This window comes from Xenorhabdus griffiniae (genome assembly GCF_015163655.1).
GTDB lineage: Bacteria > Pseudomonadota > Gammaproteobacteria > Enterobacterales > Enterobacteriaceae > Xenorhabdus > Xenorhabdus griffiniae.
In genome coordinates this window covers 1-21,293 of sequence record NZ_JADEUF010000069.1, presented here as the reverse complement: position 1 = coordinate 21,293, position 21,293 = coordinate 1, and the positions used below count along the sequence as shown (strand labels likewise).

Annotated in this window: 20 protein-coding genes, 2 pseudogenes and 1 CRISPR repeat array; of the genes and pseudogenes, 4 read left to right on the top strand and 18 right to left on the bottom strand. The window is 44.7% G+C overall.

Translation table 11 applies throughout. From position 1 onward, the window contains the following. Positions 1–126 precede the first annotated feature (126 nt). The 6 genes from IQ211_RS11955 to IQ211_RS11930 are packed head-to-tail and all read right to left on the bottom strand — an operon-like array spanning position 127 to position 6,166. Positions 127–1,032: a SphA family protein gene (locus IQ211_RS11955; protein ID WP_189760371.1), complete on the bottom strand. Its 906-nt coding sequence runs from the start codon at positions 1,030–1,032 to the stop codon at positions 127–129. A gap of 59 nt (positions 1,033–1,091) precedes the next feature. Further along, the gene (locus IQ211_RS11950; protein WP_189760370.1) at positions 1,092–2,693 is read right to left on the bottom strand and encodes a phytoene desaturase family protein; all 1,602 of its coding nucleotides are present in this window, start codon (positions 2,691–2,693) and stop codon (positions 1,092–1,094) included. Continuing rightward, positions 2,690–3,490, bottom strand: coding sequence for a cyclase family protein (locus tag IQ211_RS11945; protein WP_189760369.1), 801 nt, complete (start codon positions 3,488–3,490; stop codon positions 2,690–2,692). Before IQ211_RS11945 ends, IQ211_RS11950 begins: the two co-directional genes overlap by 4 nt. 40 nt (positions 3,491–3,530) lie before the next feature. Then, positions 3,531–4,079, bottom strand: a complete 549-nt coding sequence (locus IQ211_RS11940) for a flavin reductase family protein (protein WP_189760368.1) — start codon at positions 4,077–4,079, stop codon at positions 3,531–3,533. 15 nt (positions 4,080–4,094) lie between these two features. Further along, positions 4,095–5,339, bottom strand: a complete 1,245-nt coding sequence (locus tag IQ211_RS11935; protein ID WP_189760367.1) for a styrene monooxygenase/indole monooxygenase family protein — start codon at positions 5,337–5,339, stop codon at positions 4,095–4,097. Positions 5,340–5,377: 38 nt separating this feature from the next. Further along, complete coding sequence (locus IQ211_RS11930; protein WP_189760366.1) at positions 5,378–6,166, bottom strand: SDR family oxidoreductase; 789 nt, start codon at positions 6,164–6,166, stop codon at positions 5,378–5,380. Positions 6,167–6,733: 567 nt separating this feature from the next. Here IQ211_RS11930 and IQ211_RS11925 point away from each other — a divergent pair. Continuing rightward, the gene (locus tag IQ211_RS11925) at positions 6,734–7,423 is read left to right on the top strand and encodes a helix-turn-helix transcriptional regulator (RefSeq protein ID WP_189760365.1); all 690 of its coding nucleotides are present in this window, start codon (positions 6,734–6,736) and stop codon (positions 7,421–7,423) included. Here the strand turns inward: IQ211_RS11925 and IQ211_RS11920 are convergent, their stop codons facing one another. The 9 genes and pseudogenes from IQ211_RS11920 to IQ211_RS11880 form a co-directional block, all read right to left on the bottom strand. Next, a complete protein-coding gene (locus IQ211_RS11920; protein ID WP_189760364.1) occupies positions 7,424–7,810 on the bottom strand; it encodes a cupin domain-containing protein in 387 nt (128 codons plus the stop codon). 264 nt (positions 7,811–8,074) lie between these two features. Further along, a pseudogene (locus IQ211_RS11915) lies at positions 8,075–8,314 on the bottom strand (IS110 family transposase); the annotation flags it as partial. Positions 8,315–8,316: 2 nt separating this feature from the next. Continuing rightward, positions 8,317–8,834: a CRISPR direct-repeat array (repeat unit 29 nt; unit sequence CGGTTCATCCCCATACATATGGGGAACAG). A gap of 154 nt (positions 8,835–8,988) precedes the next feature. Next, positions 8,989–9,621, bottom strand: a complete 633-nt coding sequence (locus IQ211_RS11910) for a bifunctional 4-hydroxy-2-oxoglutarate aldolase/2-dehydro-3-deoxy-phosphogluconate aldolase (protein WP_189760363.1) — start codon at positions 9,619–9,621, stop codon at positions 8,989–8,991. A 16-nt stretch (positions 9,622–9,637) separates the two neighbouring features. Beyond that, positions 9,638–10,597, bottom strand: a complete 960-nt coding sequence (locus IQ211_RS11905) for a sugar kinase (protein WP_223281765.1) — start codon at positions 10,595–10,597, stop codon at positions 9,638–9,640. Positions 10,598–10,600: 3 nt separating this feature from the next. Further along, complete coding sequence (uxaC, locus tag IQ211_RS11900; protein ID WP_189760362.1) at positions 10,601–12,034, bottom strand: glucuronate isomerase; 1,434 nt, start codon at positions 12,032–12,034, stop codon at positions 10,601–10,603. A 17-nt stretch (positions 12,035–12,051) separates the two neighbouring features. After that, a complete protein-coding gene (locus IQ211_RS11895) occupies positions 12,052–13,515 on the bottom strand; it encodes a fructuronate reductase (RefSeq protein WP_189760361.1) in 1,464 nt (487 codons plus the stop codon). A 66-nt stretch (positions 13,516–13,581) separates the two neighbouring features. After that, complete coding sequence (gene uxuA / locus IQ211_RS11890; protein ID WP_189760360.1) at positions 13,582–14,766, bottom strand: mannonate dehydratase; 1,185 nt, start codon at positions 14,764–14,766, stop codon at positions 13,582–13,584. A gap of 14 nt (positions 14,767–14,780) precedes the next feature. Continuing rightward, entirely contained in the window at positions 14,781–16,079 is a 1,299-nt protein-coding gene (locus IQ211_RS11885; RefSeq protein ID WP_189760359.1) for a TRAP transporter large permease, read from the bottom strand. 24 nt (positions 16,080–16,103) lie between these two features. Further along, the gene (locus IQ211_RS11880) at positions 16,104–16,610 is read right to left on the bottom strand and encodes a TRAP transporter small permease (protein ID WP_189760358.1); all 507 of its coding nucleotides are present in this window, start codon (positions 16,608–16,610) and stop codon (positions 16,104–16,106) included. Between the two features lie 261 nt (positions 16,611–16,871). Here IQ211_RS11880 and IQ211_RS11875 point away from each other — a divergent pair, with 261 nt between their 5' ends. The 3 genes and pseudogenes from IQ211_RS11875 to IQ211_RS11865 form a co-directional block, all read left to right on the top strand. Then, positions 16,872–17,864, top strand: coding sequence for a TRAP transporter substrate-binding protein (locus tag IQ211_RS11875; protein WP_189760357.1), 993 nt, complete (start codon positions 16,872–16,874; stop codon positions 17,862–17,864). Positions 17,865–17,984: 120 nt separating this feature from the next. Further along, complete coding sequence (locus IQ211_RS11870; protein ID WP_189760356.1) at positions 17,985–18,734, top strand: FCD domain-containing protein; 750 nt, start codon at positions 17,985–17,987, stop codon at positions 18,732–18,734. Positions 18,735–18,946: 212 nt separating this feature from the next. Next, positions 18,947–19,090, top strand: a pseudogene (locus IQ211_RS11865) (IS1 family transposase); the annotation flags it as partial. A gap of 128 nt (positions 19,091–19,218) precedes the next feature. Here the strand turns inward: IQ211_RS11865 and IQ211_RS11860 are convergent. The 3 genes from IQ211_RS11860 to IQ211_RS11850 all read right to left on the bottom strand — a co-directional run. Further along, positions 19,219–19,746 (bottom strand): GTPase, encoded by a 528-nt coding sequence (locus IQ211_RS11860; protein WP_189760355.1) that lies wholly within the window; start codon positions 19,744–19,746, stop codon positions 19,219–19,221. A 187-nt stretch (positions 19,747–19,933) separates the two neighbouring features. Then, positions 19,934–20,830 carry a BrxR family helix-turn-helix transcriptional regulator gene (locus IQ211_RS11855; RefSeq protein WP_189760354.1) on the bottom strand — a complete coding sequence of 299 codons (897 nt, stop codon included), beginning with the start codon at positions 20,828–20,830 and terminating at the stop codon, positions 19,934–19,936. A gap of 381 nt (positions 20,831–21,211) precedes the next feature. Further along, positions 21,212–21,293 (bottom strand): IS1 family transposase (locus IQ211_RS11850; protein ID WP_228011593.1); only part of this gene is annotated, 82 nt, incomplete at its 5' end.

Genomic DNA, 21,293 nt, shown 5'->3' with positions numbered 1-21,293 from the left:
AGTGTTTATACCCATGCAACTTCAAGTTGTAATTTGCAACACAATATGAAACCTGATATCTCCCCGCTTCGCGGGGAGATATCACACGCATCTTGAAGTTAGATTGGTATATAAAAAAATACGTCCTCAAAATGGAATGGCCGCTTTTAAGAAAATTTGAGAACCTGATGGGCGATTACTGACAACAAAATCTTTTTGCCACTTCAAAGTCAGCAGCCAGCCTTTATCATTGGCATAGCGAATGGAAGGACCGAAACCCACCGCCCTCGCTTTACCCTGTGCGGAGTTTGAGCCACTATCATTCGTGATCTGCTGAAAAACATAACCGCCAACGCCTGCGACCAAACCGTTGCCAAATCCCCAACCCAACGCATAATCCGCATGTAGTGCCTGGCCGGAGGTTGTTTTAGTGTCCTTGTTGCGGAAGTTGACATCATACATCACTTTTAAATCCGCATTGATGCCGTCAGCAGGGAAATAGCTGATTGCCCAGACGGGTTGCGCTGTCCAATAGTTTTTCCCCAGGCTGGAAAGATCGTTGCGGTCATAGTGGCCTGTCGGTGCATTGACATTCAAGCCAATAACATAAGCCAAATCAGGCGCGGGATGATAACCCAAAGCAGGGCCAAAGGTGATATCCCCTATCCCTTTGCTGTTATCATGTTTGTCAGCAGTATCAGCGGTGACATCCAATAATGGCACGATAGCATGATAAGCCAGCTGGCCGCCAAAGACTTGCGCCTCGGTCACCCAAACCAATCGCGGGGCAAGGACATTCACGTTGACTTTAAAACCAGGAACAGGAATCAAATTGCCATGATTGTCCTTAAGCTTGGTATAGTGAATATTGCCACCATAAAACAGGGTATGAAGGCCCGCAGGCGGTAAAGCACCGGATAAGTAATTATCCAGACCATCAGGATAGGCGCCGACACCACCTTCTGTTGCCATCGCGGAATGACTTACCATAGCCAAGAAACCTGGCAGTGATAAAACCGCTGCATAAAAGAGCCGTCTGAATTTGGACGTCATATAACCCTCCTCTCTGTAAGAGATGAATTGATAAAAAATGAAATGATTGGCTACTTTGATCAGCGTCGCGCAAGTCGACGAGCGACAAGATAGCCAGAAGTCCCACTTAATCCGGGGCCTGGGTGAGTTGAAGCCCCAATGTGAAACACGTTACGGACTGGAGTTTGATGCGCCTTGGCACCTTGCGCAGGGGCAAACGGGCGTAACCAGAAAAATTGATCAGGTGAGCAAATGCCTGAATAGGGATCTCCCCCTGACAAGTTACAGTTCAATGCCTGTAAGTCCGCCGGAGAATAAGCTTTGCGGCCAACAATCGAAGATGAAAAACCTGGCATCACTGTTTCCAAACGAGCCTGCACCCGATCCGCAACCGCTTCGCGAATTGCCTCATTCCAATTGCCATCGACAGGAATGGGAATTTCTCCCAAAGCATCGCCTTTTAGCTGCGTGGGTAATTCCTGCATTTGAATCCATAAAATCCAACCGCCTTTTGGCGCACGGGAAGGATCAAGGGCTGTTGGCTGTCCTATCGCCAGTGTCGGATGACTGGGTAGATAACCATTATTAGCCTGTGTCACGGATAAACAGACTTGTTCCATACTCTCCGTTAAATGAACCAGTGGCACATGGCACAATTCAGGCTCACACCACGGCGGTGGGGCGTTCAAGGCAAAATGAATCTGCATTCCCCCGCGCCCATAGCGATAGTTCCGTGCTTGTTGCAAAAGAGTATCGGGAACCCTATCCAGCAAGTGACCATAAAGCTGTTGGGGGGGTACATTGCAGACTATCGCTTCGCTGGCGTGATAAACCTGCCCCGCAACCATCACACCAGAAGCACGACGCTTTTTGCCCTGCCCTTGGGTGATGATACGGTCAACTTGAGCATGGGTGATAAGCTGACCGCCGTGTTGCTCAATGATCCCTGTTAGGGCTTCTACCATACGCATACTGCCACCTTTTACCACCGGCATCCCGCCGGCAACTACAGCAGTAAAGGTGAGCTTACCGATCAGAGCGGAGCTGGCATCATCCGGCCCTAACCCCGTATGCAATACCCACGGTGCCAGCAAAGCACGGCCGAAATCAGACTGTAACTCACGTTCAGCCCAGCGCCGGAAAGTTTCCAGCGAACTGCCGGCAAACCTAGCCAATCCATCCAGGCCACGTTTGCGCCATTCAGAGAACAATAATTTGAGTATCCCGCAACCATAGGGATTTTGCCCTAATAAACCAAAGATCAGCGCCGCATCATCATGGAAGATTTGCTGTGCTATGCGACGCAATGTCTCTCCATCACCTGCCGCGATTTCATCAAGCCGCAAAGCTGAGGCCAGAATATCGTGCTTTAAGGCAATTCCCTTGCCATTAGGTTGTACCAACCCCGTTGAATAATCGCTTTGCAAAAACACCAAGCCTGCCTTTTCCAACGCAGGCTTGAGTTCCTGATAGGCTGGGCTGCCTAAAAACAATGGATACCAGCAAGAGAGCACATCATGGGTATAACCGGAAAAAAGTTCTTCCGTGCGAATACAACCGCCAAGTACTGCGTTGCGTTCCAGTACCAAGACCGATTTACCCCATTTTGCCAACAAAGCGGCACATACCAACGAGTTGATGCCACTGCCGACAACGATCACTTGTGGCCTGGAATCTGTCATGGTATCGCTCCAGAGAAAGATTCAACCAATGCCAGAACACGCAGGGGACTTCCCGAACCACCACCAATTTTGAGAGGAGCAGCAATAATGACCCCCCCCGTGGGAGGCAACAAATCGAGGTTTTTCAGGCACTGCAAGCCATATTTATTCGCCCCGTGCATTAACGTGTGGCAGGGATATGCCACTGGCCAGGCATACGATTGCCCCGCATCCGTATTAATGGTTTCTACCCCGAACCCTCGAATATCCCGCTCGTGGATCAACCATTCCACCGCTTCCTGACTAGGACCTGGTGTATGGGCACCATCATCATGCAGGTTGAGAAAACGTACCGGATCGTCTGCCCATTTCGACCAATCTGTCCTGAACAGCAACCATGCTCCGGCGGGAATATGACCATGCTGCTCTTCCCAGGACTGTAAAAACTCAACCGTCAATATCCAGTCTGGATCTTGTGCCACCTGCTGACTGGCATCCACCACCACAGCAGGCGCAACAAAATTATGCAAGGGAATAGTATCAACACTGTTATCCGGCTGATCTTTACCGCTGATCCAATGTATTGGCGCATCAAAATGCGTGCCGGTATGCTCACCACAACTAAAATTGTTCCAGTACCAACCTGGGCCATTCTCGTCATAGTGAGAAATGCGTTCCACATTGAAGGCCCAAACTTGTCCAAATTGTTCAGGCAACTGCAAGGCCGGAAAATCCGGCGTCAATGTTTGTGTAAGGTCGATGATTTTCACACTGCCTTGATTTAACGCCATGACAAACGCATTTAACGGACTATTCATTAATCATGCTCTCCTGAATGTTTTCCAACAGAATCATTTTTTATATTCCGTGAATATCATGCAGACCGGTAAACATACCGCCGTGAAAAACCAATGGCTTACCTTCGATACTGGCAATGCGTTTGACCTCTCCGATTACCAGCAAGTGATCACCAAGATGCGTTTGCTGGTGATTGGCGCACACCAGTGTCACTATCGCTCCTCCAATCGAAGGGATACCTTCGGGTGTTTCCTGCACTGAAATACCCTGAAATTTATTTTCTACCCGCGAACTGGCAAAACGCAGAGCCAGTTCCTGATGATCACAACTCAGGATACTGATGGTGAAATATTCGCAATCACGGAACACGGACAGATTAGGTGAATGATTGACCAAACTCCAGAGCACCAAAGGCGGCTCCAGTGAAAGTGAAGCAAATGAATTGATGGTCAATCCCACATTACGTCCCTCAGCAGTGCGAGTCGCAACAATGGCAACCCCTGTCGGATACTTCCCAAAAAGCGTGCGCAAATCTCTCGTTTCAAATTCCGTTGCACCCCATTCACTATCAAACAGCGGCATTTGGTTATTCAGGGTAGTTATGCTCATATTTATTTCCCCCGTTTATGCCCGAATTTCTTCAATCAGTTGTGAATGGATATATTCTTCACAAGCATTGGCATCTTCCCACCATGGGAACAGTACCGGAGGATGGTTGAACGCATTGGCAATTGTGCTGGCAAGTGCCGGTAAACGTTGGGCTGCCCCTAATAATTCCAGAACGTGTGGCTTTGGTGGGATAAGAAGGCTGTTTGTCCATTCCACAACGTAATGACCATATTGCCAAAATTGTTCAAACGTGTTGTTCATCCATTCAGCCGTAAAAGGTTTGTCGCCATGGGCAAGAATGGCTTCGTAATAGACTTTGCAGGCTTTTGTTGCGTTATTCGAACCCTGCCCGGTCAGCGGATCATTGGTAACCACGGCATCCCCCAGTCCAAAAACCTGACGACCAGAAGGCAAAGTCAGCACGGGCTTACGCACTACTGGCGCAAAACGTCCCGCCAGAATGCCATTTTCATCGGTCAGCTCGATATGCTCACAACGTTCAGATTCCCACGGCAGGAAAGTTTTGAGGATCTGCTTGCTATAGGCCAGATGTTCTTGCGGTGTTCTTGCCTCTTGCCAGCCATCCATTGCTCCCCCCGGAATACCCTCGAAAACCATGATGTCGCAGGGACCACTGAGTGTCAGGGCAGGAAAAACGAAATATTCCCCTACACCCGGGATCAGGTTAAAAGAGACACGGGAATATTGAGGCGTTGGCAACATACCATTCACATAGGTCAATGCCAGTGCACGCCGAGGTGTATCATATGGTGAGCGTGAAGCATCGCGTTCCAGCAATTTTACAATCTCCCCTTTGCCTCCCGCCAGAATGACCAGTTCATGGCTGGCCGCCAGGCGTTCCAGTTCGGCAACGCCCACATCGCTAATTTCCAGATTACCGCCACGAGAAGCAAATAGTTCCAGCCAAAATGGCATCTTGATGCGTTGATCGACAGCCTGCGCATATTTGTCGAGCCGTGCACTCCATTCAATGGCTTTGTCATGGGGAATTTCAGGATGTGGCACGGTGAAACCGATCCCTTCAACGGGCGGACATTGCGTTTCCCACTGATTCAATCCCAAATCACGTTCAAACTGCAAAGAAACATCAAACATGCACTGACTCGACAGAACCCGACCATGACGAACATCATCAGGCGTGCGGTTGGTGACTACAGTGACTTGATAGCCCTTGTCAAGCAGACCAAGGGCCAGAGGCAGTCCGGCCTGGCCACCTCCGACGATAGCGATACGACGCATAGTATTTTCCTCTTTTGTTTTGGATGTCGGAACTGAACCTATTCCGCCAACCGTGGAATAGCGGGTTTCGCCTGTTCTGGTCCCATGACTGAATAACCACCATCAACGGCATAATCCGCACCGGTTACAAAACTCGCTAAATCTGATAGGAGAAATGCCACGACCTGCGCAATTTCTTCGGGATCACCGACACGACCAAGCAGGTGATAATCTGCGGCAACGTTATCGGCTTTCTGTCGCTTCCCCTGGGTTAACTCATCCATAACCCGTGACCAAGTCCACCCTGGTGAAACAGAATTAACGCGGATGTGGTCAGCGGCATAATCCATTGCCATACTACGGGTGATTTGCAGTAACGCGGCTTTTGAAGCGGGGTATAACCAGCGGCCTGTCTGGGCAATTGAGGAAGAAATGCTGGTGAAGTTAACAATAGCGCCGCCTCCCGCCGCAGTGAGGTAAGGCCGGACAAATTGGGCTGCTCTGATGGCACTGATCACATTGATATTCAAGGCGGTCAGCCATGTTTCACGGCTGGAGTCGGCTCCCTCATCCAGATAAGTCGCTGCAAGGTTGATGAGATAGTCCAGACGGTGATAATAAGCAACGACCTCATGTATTCCCTGAGAAAGTTGATTATCGTCAGTAATATCAACATGCCAGAAACGGATGGATTCCGGTTGCAGGCTAGCCGCTTTTTCCCCGCCTGCCTGATCAATATCAAAAATCGCAACCTTAACCCCATATTCACTCAATACCCTGGCAACGGTTGCCCCAATTTTGGTAGCCCCACCAGTGACAATAGCGACTTTATTGTTTAAGTCCTGCATACAGGTTCCCCTTTTGTCATATGCTCACCAGAGTAATTAATCATGGAGGGTTATCATTACGTGAAACAGGGAGATACAAGTAGCCGCTATATGCAAAAAAGATCCATTCAGTGCAGATTTGACATCTTATCTGCTTCAAAAACACGGGTAAGAGAACACGAAAAGGGAGATTAAAGATGAGGGATTATTGCAAGGAGAGTAATTCTTCACGGCTTGAAGGAGTTTTTTTCTAACTTGTCGAATGCCTTCTTTCCGGCCTTTTTCATATAATCGTTGAGCAGCAGTCATAATCACTTTCTGACGACTATCTGTCTGTTCAATCAATTATTGGATAACTTGTTCAAAATACGGTGAATCCATAGCTTTTTTAAAGCCTGTTTATAAAACCGCTGAAAAAAACTCACATAATTAATCTGTCACCTCTAATTGATTTTATTATTGAATATTTTTACTTAATCCATCAATCTGAAAAAGTTAAGCCATGAAGTTAGAGTAATATTATTCCATACTTTAAATCATAAATATGAGAAATAATAATTAATCAGGATGATTTTCAGAAGGTAGCATATGAATTATTCAGTAGAAAACTTGATTAGGCCGCTAATAAAATTTTGGGAAATTAGTAATGATCCATGGGGTGCGAAAGATCACACCTCAAAATTTATATATGCAAATAAAAAATATCATAAATTACTTTCTCTTCCTAAAGGATATGATGTAGAAGGCCATTTTGATGGTGAACTTCCGGCAGCAACTGCAAATTTTCAGGATGAATTTCAGAAACACGACAGGAAAGTTGAAACATTATTAGATCGGGTTACCTCTATTGAAATTCATCCTTTTCAAAATCTCCCATATCTTCAACCATGGTATTTCGATAAATTTCCATTAATTGATGAAAATGGGGTATGCAGAGGCACCATTTTCCATGGAAGGCCGGTAGATACTATGACACTAGAAAAGCTAAACAAAATAAATGTACAAACATCATTAGTTTTCACACCTCCATCAGAATTTTTTAGTAAAAGAGAATGGGAAATAATGTTTTATATTCTGCAAGGGTTTTCCACTAAAGATATAGCTGAAAGATTATTTCTGTCCAACAGAACAATCGCCAATTACATTCAGAAGTTGTATCAAAAAACAGGGGTAAAATGTAAGAAAGATTTGGTTGCATATTGTTATGAAAATAACATAGCTAACTATATCCCTGAAAATTTTTTCAGGGAGTCACGGTCTATCACTCTTGCAGAGTAATTATTCACAGATATCTGAAAAACAGGTCCTATCATGGGATAGATGGGACTCTGGACATAAAAATATTAATTTTACATTTTCATGAGCAACAAGTTGATGTGCTGTATTTGGATAAATACAAAAAATATCTCCCTGAGAAAATCGCCTTTTTTGGATATCATGAACATCATTATCTAATACTTCACCTGTCCAAATTTCTCCTTCACCAGAAAGTATTATATACCATTCATCTCCGATACTGTGATTATGACATCCAACTCTCTTTCCTGCATTGATAAACGTAGCATAAGCGTTTAGTCCTTCTTTTTTTATAATATGTCTGACTGAAATACCAACAGCATCATCTTTGATCGCATCTTCTGTAGAAAAACTAGCGAACTCTATCACAATTATATCCTTATATTTTAATATGAGTATTTTTTACTCTTTGTTAGGCCAAGTATTTAAATTTAACATTAATACATCTGCAAAAAAATAAATTTTTACAATTATCAAAACATTACCTTATTTTTTTAAATAATCACTATTTTTGATTACACCAGGGAAACCGCATTCATTGGTTCGTCTCAGGAAACGGAAAATAAAGTGCAATAGAATCTATGGTCATCCCTATTTTTGTAACACTGATTTTTGCCCTATGATGGGCTTGCTTCAATCCGGCGTCTCTATGTGTAAGGATGCCTGTGCCACGATGAGTTCCGCGCCTGATAAAGCACAGGCAACCACATTCGCATGCTTTTTACCCAGTTGTTTACGAACCCACTCAGCAAGTTTGCTCTTCTGGATATTCAAGCCGCATCATGAACGCGCGGGCGAACGGGATCAGGGTAACCTACGCAAATTTTTATCGCTTCGTTTGCTAATACCCAGCAAGGTGGATTTGCCACCCGTACGGTTTTATCCCCATACACATGGGGAACGGTCTTTCATCAAACCAATGCGCAATGGCGCCCTCGGTTCATCCCCATACACATGGGGAACGGTAGCGCAAAATCGTCTGAGGCTAACGCCAGATCGGTTCATCCCCATACATATGGGGAACAGGCTGGTTCAACCATCACCCGAAGAATGGATCACGGTTCATCCCCATACATATGGGGAACAGTTCAACTGACGTTGGCACCCGGTCGCCATTATCGGTTCATCCCCATACATATGGGGAACAGCGGTGTTGCCAGAGCAACGCGGGCAGACTGCCCGGTTCATCCCCATACATATGGGGAACTGTCTTTAGGTACTAAAAAGAAATTTCTACTGACAGGTTCATCCCCATACATATGGGGAACAGACCAGTGAAAAAGTCCTTTTTTATTAAAAATTACGGTTCATCCCCATACATATGGGGAACAGACACATGCAGCGGTCAGTGATGGCACGATTGTGGGTTCATCCCCATACATATGGGGAACAGTCCAACTCTATTATTATGTTTTTAAAGAACTTTTTTAATAGAAAAAATCCCACCACGTTTTTTACTTAAAAACTTCATTTTATCAAATATAAAAACACTGATGTTTCATGATGTTAAGTCATAAAAAGTTATCTATTGTGAAATGGATATTCCCTCAGCAAGCGTTAACCAACTCCACCGCCTCCCTCACCAATCTACCAACCGCCTTCCAGTCCTTATCTCGAATCAACTGTGGGCTGACCATCCATGATCCACCACATGCCACAATTTGTGGGATAGCAAGATAATCGCGAATATTCTTCACGTTGATCCCACCGGTTGGCATGACTTGCAACTGTGGGTACGGTGCAAGTAGTGCTTTAATCATCGCAATGCCACCTGAAGGCTCAGCCGGGAAGAATTTGACAAAATTGATGCCTGATTCCAGCGCTTGTTCAATCGTGCTGGCGTTATTCACGCCAGGAATGATAGGAATACCAATTTGCTGGCACGCCAGTACGGTGTTTGGATTAAACCCAGGTGAAACAACAAACTCTGCCCCCGCTGCTTTTGCCTGACGAACATGTTCACGCTGAAGCACGGTTCCCGCACCGATCAGCATATCTGGTCGCTCAGCCTTCAATAGACTGATCGCTTCGGCAGCACTCTCGGTACGAAACGTGATTTCAGCCACAGGCAGGCCGTTGTCTGCTAATGCATGACCAAGGGGAATAATATCTCTGGCCTTTTCAATGGCTATCACAGGCACAATTTTAATCTGACGCAGACGCGCCATTATCTCTTGCATTATCATTCTCTCCGATTTAGTTCGAATTAAAAAAACGGGCGGTAACCGGCTGTGTCGCTGTCTGCGGTACAATCGCACCTTTATGCTGGATCACAACCCTTGCGAGCTGATGCCCCATTAATGCTGAATCATAAATGGATTTCCCATTTAACTGCCCCGCGATAAAACCCGCATTAAATGCATCGCCTGCCGAAGTGGTATCAACGACAGGTGTAACAGGTTGAGTCTCAATATGTTGTGTGGCATCGCAGCCGCTTAAGTCACGATAAAAACAGCCCCGTTCACCCGCTTTGATAATGGCTTGTTTAACCCCCATGCTTTTCAGGCGGTTAAAGCTTTCCTCAATTGATGAATCTCCCCAGAGACGCGCTTCGTCATCGTCAGTGACTAACGCAATATCGGTGATGGCATACATTTGCTGATACCACTCACGGGCTTGTGTTTCGTTTTCCCATAAAGCGGGACGATAATTACTGTCAAAGAAAATCAATTTCCCTTCAGCAGCCAACTGTTTCAAATCAATGAGCAGCAATTGACGATCATGCTCAGGCAAAATCGCCAGGCTGATCCCACTGAGATAGAGCACGTCCATATTCTGCAATTGCTGGCGCAAGAAAGGATAATCAGGATGGCGCCAGAGATAACGCGCCGCCGAGTTATTGCGCCAGTAAAGAAACGTGCGCTCACCTTTTTCATCAAGTTGGATTAGGTATAAACCGGGTTGATGGGCGTTGTCACGCAACACTAACGAAGTATTAATGCCCTCTTGCCGCCAGCGTGAGATCATGCCTTCGCTCAAGGGATCCGTACCCATCACCGTGACGAAATGGACATCAAGTATATTGCCGCCAGCGCGAGCCAGATAAACTGCACTATTTAGTACATCACCGCCATAACTTTGTGTCATGGCACCAAATGGAATGCCATTTAGCTCAACCATGCATTCGCCAATCAGGGCAATTTTCCGCATCTGCATTCTTTAATCCTTTATAGCCTGAAAATAACGTTCAGCATTATTGAAACAGATGTCCTGGATTATCTGCCCCAGCATCTCCTCATCATGGGGAATTTCACCATTTTTGACCCAATTCCCCAGCATATTACAGAGAATTCGCCGAAAATATTCATGGCGGGTATAAGATAAAAAGCTACGTGAATCTGTCAGCATACCGACAAACTGACTCAATAAACCTAATTGGGAAAGTTGCTCCAATTGACGCTGCATACCGTCCTTTTGATCGTTGAACCACCAGCCCGATCCAAATTGGATCTTACCCTGAATACTTTTATCTTCCTGATCCCCGCCCTGAAAATTACCAGTCATAGTTGCGATCACTTCGTTATCTCGGGGATTTAAGCAATAGAGAATGGTCTTCGGTAATTCATCTGTTTTATCCATTTCATCCAGCAAGCGAGATAATGGGTAAGCAATAGGATTATCCCCAATGGAATCAAAGCCGCTGTCTGGCCCTAGCCGATTAAACATACGCGTGTTGGTATTGCGTAAGGCGCCAATATGCAGTTGCATGACCCAGCCACGTTTTGCGTACTGTTTACCTAACCAAACCAGTACCGCTGTCGTAAATTGTGCTATTTCTAATTCGCTGAGTAATTGCCCTTGTCTGCGCTTTTGCAAAATGATGTCTAACACTTTTTCGTCAGGTATCGGCGCATAACGCAACTGTTCAATACCATGATCCGATGCCACACAACCGTGCTCTTGAAAGTGTTCAAGTCGGCGCTCTAATGCCTGCAATAAATCAGCAAAACACCCGATCGCGATATCTGCGACTTTTCCTAATCGTTCGAGATAGTCACAAAAACCCGATAGCTCAATTTTGCAGACTTTGTCTGGACGCCAGCTTGGTAATACTTCGATGGTAAAGTCTTTATCTTTGGCAATCTGTTGATGATATTCGAGAGAATCAATGGGATCATCCGTTGTTCCTGCCATGCGTACCTGCATTTGCTGCATAATGCCACGGGCAGAAAATTCATCTTGAGAGAGTTTCTCGTTCACTTCATGCCAGATGGCTTCTGCGGTATCCGGCGCAAATAGTTTTCCGCTAATGCCAAAGGGACGCCGCAATTCCAGATGAGTCCAGTGATAAAGTGGATTGCCAATCGTCAGAGGAACCGTTTCCGCCCATGCGAGGTATTTTTCATAATCACTGCTTTCAGCACCGGTAATTCGTGCCTCTTCAATCCCTGCCGCACGCATCGCGCGCCATTTATAATGATCGCCCTCTAACCAAATTTGACCAAGATTGTGGAAACGGCGGTTTTGCGCTATCTCTTTGGGATTGAGATGACAGTGATAGTCATAAATAGGCATCAACGCCGCGTAATCATGATAAAGGCGGCGGGCAACGTCATTATTTAACAGGAAATCTTCACACATAAAGGTTTTCATGACATTTTCCTCTATGGTCAAAGGGCCGCGACCGCTTGGCGGGCGCCAACATTGAATAAGTTTTGGTAGGCTTTGGTGACATTATCGACAAATTCACGGTTGTTGACCAGTTTCTTGCCGAAGATCGATTCAATTGCCAGTAATTCTTTCACCACCTCGACCGACTGACCATATTTGGCAAAAATCGCCACAAAGGTTTCTTTTAATGGATCACGCACATCAATGGGTTGGCCTTGTTCATCCACGCCGCTGATATAACGCATCCAACCCGCTACACCAAGCGCTAAATGGCGATAATCACTTCCCCGCAAAAGATGCCATTCAATGGAATCAATCATGCGCTGCGGCAATTTCTGGCTGCCATCCATCGCAATCTGCCAGGTCTGGTGTTTTAACGCTGGGTTAGTGAACCGTTCGAGCAATTTATCCGCATAGGCCATCAGGTCGATATCTTCTGGCATTGATAGCGTTGGGGCTTGTTCATTTAACATCAGTGCATACACCGCCCGACGATAATCGGCATTTGTCATGGTATCGGAGATATGCGCATAGCCACCTAAATACCCCAGGTAGGCCAAAAATGAATGAGCGCCATTTAACATACGCAATTTCATCATTTCAAAGGGCACCACATCGTCCACAAATTGCGCACCGGCCAGATCCCAATTTGGGCGCCCATTGACAAAGTTATCTTCAATCACCCATTGACGGAAAGGTTCGCAGGCAATAGCACACGGATCGGCAACGCCCAGCTGTTGGGCAATTTCAGCTAACGTTTCTGGCGTCGCTGCCGGCACAATGCGATCCACCATCGTGCAGGGAAATGTCACCTGACTTTCTATCCATTGTGCCAATTTTCTGTCCTGCAAACGCGCCAGACCTAATACGGCCTCACGGGCAACATGTCCATTTTCCCGCACATTATCACAGGACAAAATCGTCACAGCGGGTAGGCTTCGTTCAAAACGCAATCTTAGCGCCGCCGTGATATAGCCGATAGCTGATCTTGGCACCGCGGGATTAGCAATATCTTTAATAATCAACTCATTATTTTGATCTAACCGCCCTGTCACGGCATCGGTACAATAACCTTTTTCCGTGATTGTCAAAGAGATAATGGCAACATCAGGATCAGCCATTTTTTCGATAATCGCCTGAACGCCATCAATTAATGGGTGCATACCTTCTTTCATCGAACCAATAATTTTTAATCTGATTTCTTCCTGCCCTTTTTCTGCAACGGTATAGCGCATAGATTGTTTTTTCAGATTTTCAATCAGTGAAGCATCATTTAGCATCAAATTAACTTCACAAAATCCCCAATCACTGTCTGTCTGTTCTAATACATGATGTGTATAAAGCGCCTGATGCGCCCGATGAAATGCACCGCAGCCTAAATGCACCATACGGGAAGTCAGACGTTCGGTTGTCCAGCCAGGGTATGGGACAGAAGTTATCGCATTGACAAGATTTTTTTCCATAATGGACTCACCAATAAGCGGTAGTGGGTGATATTCATCCACCACCATGTAGGGTTAGCTCAGAAATTATTTTTGGTAAAAAGCGCGATGAATACCCAACTCAAGGCCACGAATTTCAGCCAGCCCTTTCAGGCGGCCGATTGCCGAATAGCCGGGGTTCGTTTTCTTTTTCAAATCATCAAGTATTTGATGACCATGATCAGGCCGCATGGGAATCAGGTGATTTTCACCCGCCGCCAACCGACGATGTTCTTCTTCCGCAACCGCTTTGATCACTTCATACATATCCACATCACCCGCAAGATGTGCCGCTTCATGGAACGTGGATGGGTTTTCTTCACGCACGGTTGAGCGCAAGTGGAGGAAATAGATACGGGAGCCAAATAATTTGATCATCTTTACCAAATCATTATCCGCCCGCACACCGTAAGATCCGGTGCACATCGTATAGCCATTGGCATTGCTGTCTACCGTTTCAGCTATCCAACGCATATCTTCTATTGTAGAAACAATGCGTGGTAGGCCTAAGATCTCACGCGGTGGATCATCAGGATGAACGGCCATTTTGATACCGTGCTCTTCCGCAACCGGAATGATCTTTTGCAGGAAATAAGCAAAGTGCTCACGCAATTTGGTCTTATCAATGCCGGCATAACGTTTCAGGTGTTGGCGAAATTGTTCCAAGCTATAGCCTTCCTCAGCGCCAGGAAGGCCAGCAATAATCGTGTCTGTCAGTTGTTGTTTTTCTTCTATTGTCATTGCAGCAAAGCGTGATTGTGCTTGCACAATTTCATCTTCGGAATAATCTTTTTCTGCGCCACAACGTTGCAAGATGTGGATATCAAAAACAGCAAATTCGATTTGATCAAAGCGCAGCGCTTTTGATCCATCAGGCAATTCATACGCGAGATCTGTCCGTGTCCAATCCAGAACCGGCATAAAGTTGTAGCATACTGTTTTAATCCCACAGACAGCGAGGTTACGCAAGGTTTGTTGATAGTTTTCGATCCATCGATCGTACTCCCCAGTATGCGTTTTGATATCTTCATGAATGGGAACACTTTCTACCACTGTCCATTCAAGTTGATTAGCTTCAATCGATGCCTTACGTTGCGCTATCTCTTCGACAGGCCAGATGTTGCCGTTGGGAATATGGTGCAACGCCGTCACAATCCCAGTTGCTCCTGCCTGACGAATATCCGCTAATGAAACAGGATCTTCCGGCCCATACCAACGCCAGGTTTGTTTCATAACTCCCCCTATAATTAACTCAAGACTAATTCAGGTAACCACAAACTTAGTTGCGGCAGGTATGTCACCAGCGCTAACGCCGAAATCAGCGCAATGTACATCGGCAACAGCGGTTTCAGTACCTTATCGATACTCACTTCCCCCACAGAACACCCAACAAATAACGCGCTGCCTACGGGAGGAGTACAAATCCCAATCGCCAGATTAAATGTCATGATGATGCCAAAATGCACAGGATCGATACCCATGCTCGTCGCAACGGGTAAGAAAATCGGCGTGAAGATCAAAACGGCAGGTGTCATATCCATAAAGATCCCCACTATCAGCAGGATGATATTGATGACTAGCAAGATGGTCAGTGGATTATCAGAAACCGCCATCAACGCATCGGCAATTAGATAGGGTAGATCAGCATTGGCCATCGCCCAAGACATACCCATTGATACGCCAATCAGCAGCAAAACAATAGATGTGGTAATAGCTGAATCAAGAATAATTTTGGGCAGTTGTTTGAGACTCACTTCACGATAAATCACCACTGCGAGAATAAAACTATAGAGAACAGCAATGGCTGAGGCTTCTGTCGCCGTGAAGATCCCCGCAATAATACCGCCCATAATGACCACAATGAGCATTAATGACGGTATCGCTTGCCACGCTGTAACAAAAAATGCGCGCCACGTTGGCCGAGGTGCAACAGGATAGCGCTTCCTCTTGGCAATAATGGCAGACACAAACATGAGTGAAATGCCCATAATAATGCCTGGGATATAACCCGCTAAGAACAAGGCAGCAATAGATGTTCCCCCTGAAACCAACGAATACACAATCAAGGTATTACTGGGTGGGATCAGCAAACCAGAAGGACAAGAAGCGATGTTCACAGCAGCAGATAAGTTAGGATCATATCCTTCTTTTCGCTGCATCGGTGCCATTGTTCCCCCAACCGCAGCAGCGGATGCCACTGCCGAACCTGAAATTGCCCCAAACAGCATGTTCGCCATGATATTGACGTGCATTAATGATCCCGGCAAACGGCCGCCAATCATTTTGGCCAGATTGATCAAACGGGCAGCTATCCCACCTTGGTTCATAATATTTCCGGCCAGAATAAAGAACGGGATCGCCAATAGAGAGAAGTTATCGACTCCCGCAGCCATACGTTGTGCAACAACCGTGATCGCGGATTCCAGCGGCAATGTCATCGTAATAGCAACTAACGAAGATAAGCCGATTGCAAAAGAAACGGGAACACTCAATGCCAGCAATATTGCAAATGTGCCAAAGAGTGCGGCAATGATATACCAATCCATACTCTAACCCCTTATCTCCACAAGTTAATCATTCTCAGGCACCACGGGTGGTTGACCAGAAAAATGTTGAATAATCGAGATCACATCAACAGACGCATAGAAAATCATCAATATTCCGCTAATCGGCAGACACAAATAGATGTACCCCATTTTCCAGCCTAATACGGGGGTGATTTGACCATTTTCCAAGGTCGATGAAACCAGCAGGCCGCCACCATAAAGCAGCACAATGGCAGAAAATAAAATAATGGCAGCCTGAATAATCAGGTTGATAACGCTTTTCTTGACTCCGGTTAATTTCATCATCAGCAGATCGATAGCAAGATGCCGATGCTGTCCGGTTGTGTAGGCAGCACCAATCAAAGCGACCCACATAAACAGATAACGTGCTAACTCATCGGTTTCTGTGCTTGGTGTACCTAAGACATAACGTGAAATGACCTGCCACGACACACATAAAACCAAGAAGGCCAGCAAGCAGACGGTAAAAAATGCCAAACTTTTATTGGTCATCGCCAGAAGGTTTTTCATTTATCCGATCCCCATCATTTTGGTTTACCAATTAAAGCCCGACCAAAAATGAGAATCTATACTGATCGTACTAAAAACTCTGCAATAACTTCCGAAAGAGAGTGAGGCAGATCACAAACCCAAAAGGTCAACCAATATCAGCGTTTTTTGCGAGTAAGATCGACCAATTGAATTTTGCCCTTTGCCCAGTCAATAAAATCTGATTATGGTTTGCCCACAAGAAAATAACAAAAACCGACCCTCACCTCTGGAGAACCAAACATGCAGAACAACAAACGACAGGTTTTAGGTATAGCAGGCATAGCGGCTGGCATCATATTGATGATGGGGGCATCTCAGGCTTTCGCTGTGACAACGCTGAAACTTAGCCATAACCAGAACCGGGCTCATGCAGTCCATCAGGCCATGACCCAGTTTGCTAACGAAGTGAAAGAACAAACCAACGGAGAAGTTCGCATTCGCATCTATTCTGATTCTCAATTGGGCAACCAACGTGAATCCATTGAATTGATGCAAAACGGCGCCTTGGATATTGCTAAATCCAATGCGGCAGAATTAGAAGCCTTTTCTCCCGCGTATTCCATTTTTAACCTGCCCTATTTGTTCCGCGATAAAGAGCACTATCAACAAGTCATCGATAGCGATATCGGCAAAGAAGTCCTCGCTTCAAGTCAAAACATGGGATTTATTGGTCTCACTTACTATGATGCGGGGGCACGCAGTTTTTATGCGAAAAAACCGATTAGAACACCTGAAGATCTAAAAGGCTTGAAAATTCGCGTACAACCCAGCCCAACCGCCATTGCCTTGGTGAAAGGGTTGAAAGGAAACCCAACACCACTCGCTTATGGTGAACTTTATACCGCCTTGCAACAAGGGGTCGTGGATGCGGCTGAAAACAACATCACCTCTTTTACGCTAAGCCGCCACAATGAAGTGACAAAATTCTTTTCCCTGGATGAGCACACGATGATCCCTGATGTCCTGTTAATATCTAACAAGTCATTGAATAAATTAACCACTGAACAGCAAGAGATTGTGAAAAAAGCAGCGTTGAACTCCTCAAAATACATGATTCAACTGTGGGAAAAATCAGAAAAAGAAGAGCGGACAAAAGCAGAAAAACAAGGCGTTGAGTTTATTACTGTGGATAAAACCTTCTTTCAGGACGCGGTTAAACCCATGTATGACGATATCGCTAAAACCCAACCGGCATTATTCGAAATGGTAAATCGAATACGTAAAATAGAATAATTTTCTCTCAAAACCACCTATTGTAACAAGAATAGGTGGTTATATTTCTGGTATTGATGCCTTAGAATAACATCATTTTTAGTCGATCCATTTAAGTATATGACCTTACGGCGGCATTAAATGATGAACTTTGCAGACTCCAGACGTCCCTATCACGAAGTAGCCCAATCATTACGTCAGATGATTATAGAGATGGATTATTCTCCCGGTGATCGTCTACCGACAGAACGTGAAATTGCAGAAAAATTCAGCGTTTCGCGCACGCTTGTTCGTGAAGCGTTGATTGTACTGGAATTGGAAAACCTCATTGAAGTACGCAAAAGCTCAGGCATTTACCTCATCCAATTGCCACGTTCCTATTCAAGTGATACGACCATCAATGCCGCAGGGCCTTTTGAGCTGTTACAAGCGCGCCAATTATTGGAAAGTAATATCGCTGAATTTGCAGCGCTCCAGGTGACTCCAGCCGATATTGCTAATATGCGCAAGGCATTGGAAAAGGAGAAAAAGGATCTGATTTCGGGGGAAAGTGAATCCGGTGACAGAGAATTTCATTTAGCTATCGCACAGGCAACACATAACAGTATGTTAGTTGAATTGCTTAAACAGTCCTGGACGTGGCGTGAAAATAATCCCATGTGGATGAAACTGCATAGCCGAATTACCAATACTGATTACCGTAAAGCGTGGCTGAATGATCATCAGGCAATTTTGGCAGCGATGATAAAAAAAGATCCCGCAGCAGCGAAGCAAACAATGTGGCAACATTTAGAAAATGTGAAACAGAGTTTACTGGAATTATCCGATGTAGATGACCCGAATTTTGACGGGTATTTGTTTGAGTCTTATCCGGTTGGGATTGGGAAGTGAGATTAGGGGATTGGGGAGTTGCGGCTATTTGCAGCTCCCAAAAACTCACTCATCAGGCTGATCTCGCTTTTCATGACATAAACAAAAACCAAGAATAAATAAAAACACTGGCTAATGACTTTCAGTATTATAAGGAAGGAAAAAACTTATCCGGCCACGTATTCAATCCGTTGCTGATTATGTATAGTCGTTATTTTTTCGGGGGGAATAAAATGGCAACGGTTGAAGTAAAGTGTCGATTTTGTCAGCAAACGGAATTTATTAAAAAACACGGCAAAGGCGATGCGGGTCACTAACGTTACCGCTGCTTATCCTGCAAACGCACGTTTCAACTTGAGTACGCCTACAGAGCATGCTAGGCGGACATAAAAGAACAATTTGTTGATCTTGCTATGAATAATTATAGTGTTGCGCTTAATATGTGAATCCGAAAATATATTCTTTTATGATATTGATATATTATGAAAATAATTTACACAAGTAACTACCTAGTAAGTTCCCATTTATCAAATTGATCCTTAATTTCTTTAATAGATGTCAGTTTGATTTTGGGTATGGTTAATTGTTCAAACAAACCCGCATAGCATTTTCTGCTGTTGGGGGTAACAACAGAAATATGATGGATCATTTTCCATTTGATACTATCTCTACTACCTTCCAGACCACCATAGCGCTTGCGTTGAAATAATGTTCTGTTTACATAACGTAGCAGGCTTGATGACGTTGAAACATCTAATAAGATCACTCCAGTTGCCCTGAATAGGCGTTGTGATAGACATTTTCTATAATTCCCATCTATAACCCAGTTATCTTCCTTTATTGCCATATCATGTAATGAGATGAATTCATCTACGGAACGTTCCTGCCAGTTTGTATTGGGTAAATGAAAAAGTTGATCCAGATGAATTACCTTCAAGTTACACTTCCTTGAAATTGCATTAGCAAGTGTGGACTTACCGCTATTTGATGGCCCCATAATGCAAATTCTATTTCCTAAATCTGAAAGTTTCATGACATCCTTATAATGGTATAGCTGGTCAAAGTTCTGAGAAAAATTTCATAATACTTTAAGTTCAAATATATACCTTTTCATCATAGTGAGACACTGATATTTATGAATATCACTTACTTCTCGCGCTGCGAGAAGTAAAAGAAGTGTCCTACGATATTGAATTTTTATTTATTACACCATGGACAAATCAACCACTTGTCAGCTTGAAGTGGCATCCTAGATTAACTAAATCGGATCGGTTGGCTAATACCAGTGGATGTAGTAGAGGCTTCTCATTATATTCCCCGTCAAAATTCACTTGTAAAAGCCCAAGAGCATAATGGAGTAAAGGGATACGCTGAGTGATCAGCAATTTTCCATCATTCATCGCGTAATCACTGGCGATAATTTTTTGCTGAGTAGTGCTGAGCTTGGGGTTAGGCACTACTATAGCAGTCACCAGAGTATTCCACTCAACATCTTGCTCTCTTCCATTTTCGGAAGCATCCAGCAAATCAGGCACACCACGAAATCGACTCATTACAAAGTCCAAGTAATCTTTTTTCTTCTCACAATATGCACGTACATGCCAGCGGATCCCATCATAGACCAACGTATGAGGTACGATATTGCGTCCACTTTGTTCTTCCGAGCTTAAGGATACATAGTCAACATCTACCCTCAACTGATAACGAGCCGCTTGCACCAAACCCCGAACGATCTCTGGATCGATATGGCGGGCTGGCACATTTAAAATCTCAATATGACCGTAACGTAAATCCATTAAAGGGAGAGCCATTCCCCGTTCTAGATGCTGACGCACCTGCTGTTTTTCCTGATGCAGGAGTGTCAGATACTCATCAACCTTACCTTCACTAAAACGGGGAACAAAAAAAGCGGTGGGTTTATAACCCCTGAGTTTACTATCGTATTCTAACCCATTAGGAGAATATTTCTTGATGTAGCGATTGATGTCTTTAGATGCCTGCTGACGACCAATATTAAAAGCAGAGCAAAGGTGGTTTGTCGTCAGACGCCCTTCCCACTGCAACACTATTTCAAGTAAACGAAAGCGTAAAGTTTGATCCCAGGTTAGCTTACCCATTGCCTTTATGTGCTCCAAAATGCGACATGTTCATGTAACCAGTATCGGAATATTATTCCCTGCCGAATATACTGAACTCATTCATCACATGTAGATAAGAGAAATCAATTGCCCGTGACTTTCCACCACTATTTGTTCACTTTACCCCATATGATTTTAAATAAAAAATAAAATACCAAAATCGAACAGGACAGTGGAAATTATTCTGTGTTTTAAGAATGAATCTTTTCAAAAGAAAAAGGGGCGATATTTAAACGGGAGGCATAATGAAACTGAAGCAGGCGCGTAGTCTAGAATATAGGAAAAGACATCACAGCAGAGGAAGCGGATAAACCGAAGTATCTTCGTAAGCGGGTCACGTATTCAAAATGTTGATTGGTCTTAAATATAATATTCTCTTTCGATAAAAGTCCCGATGACTTTGTCATGCATTTCCGGTGATTTTGAATAGCCTAATGTTTTA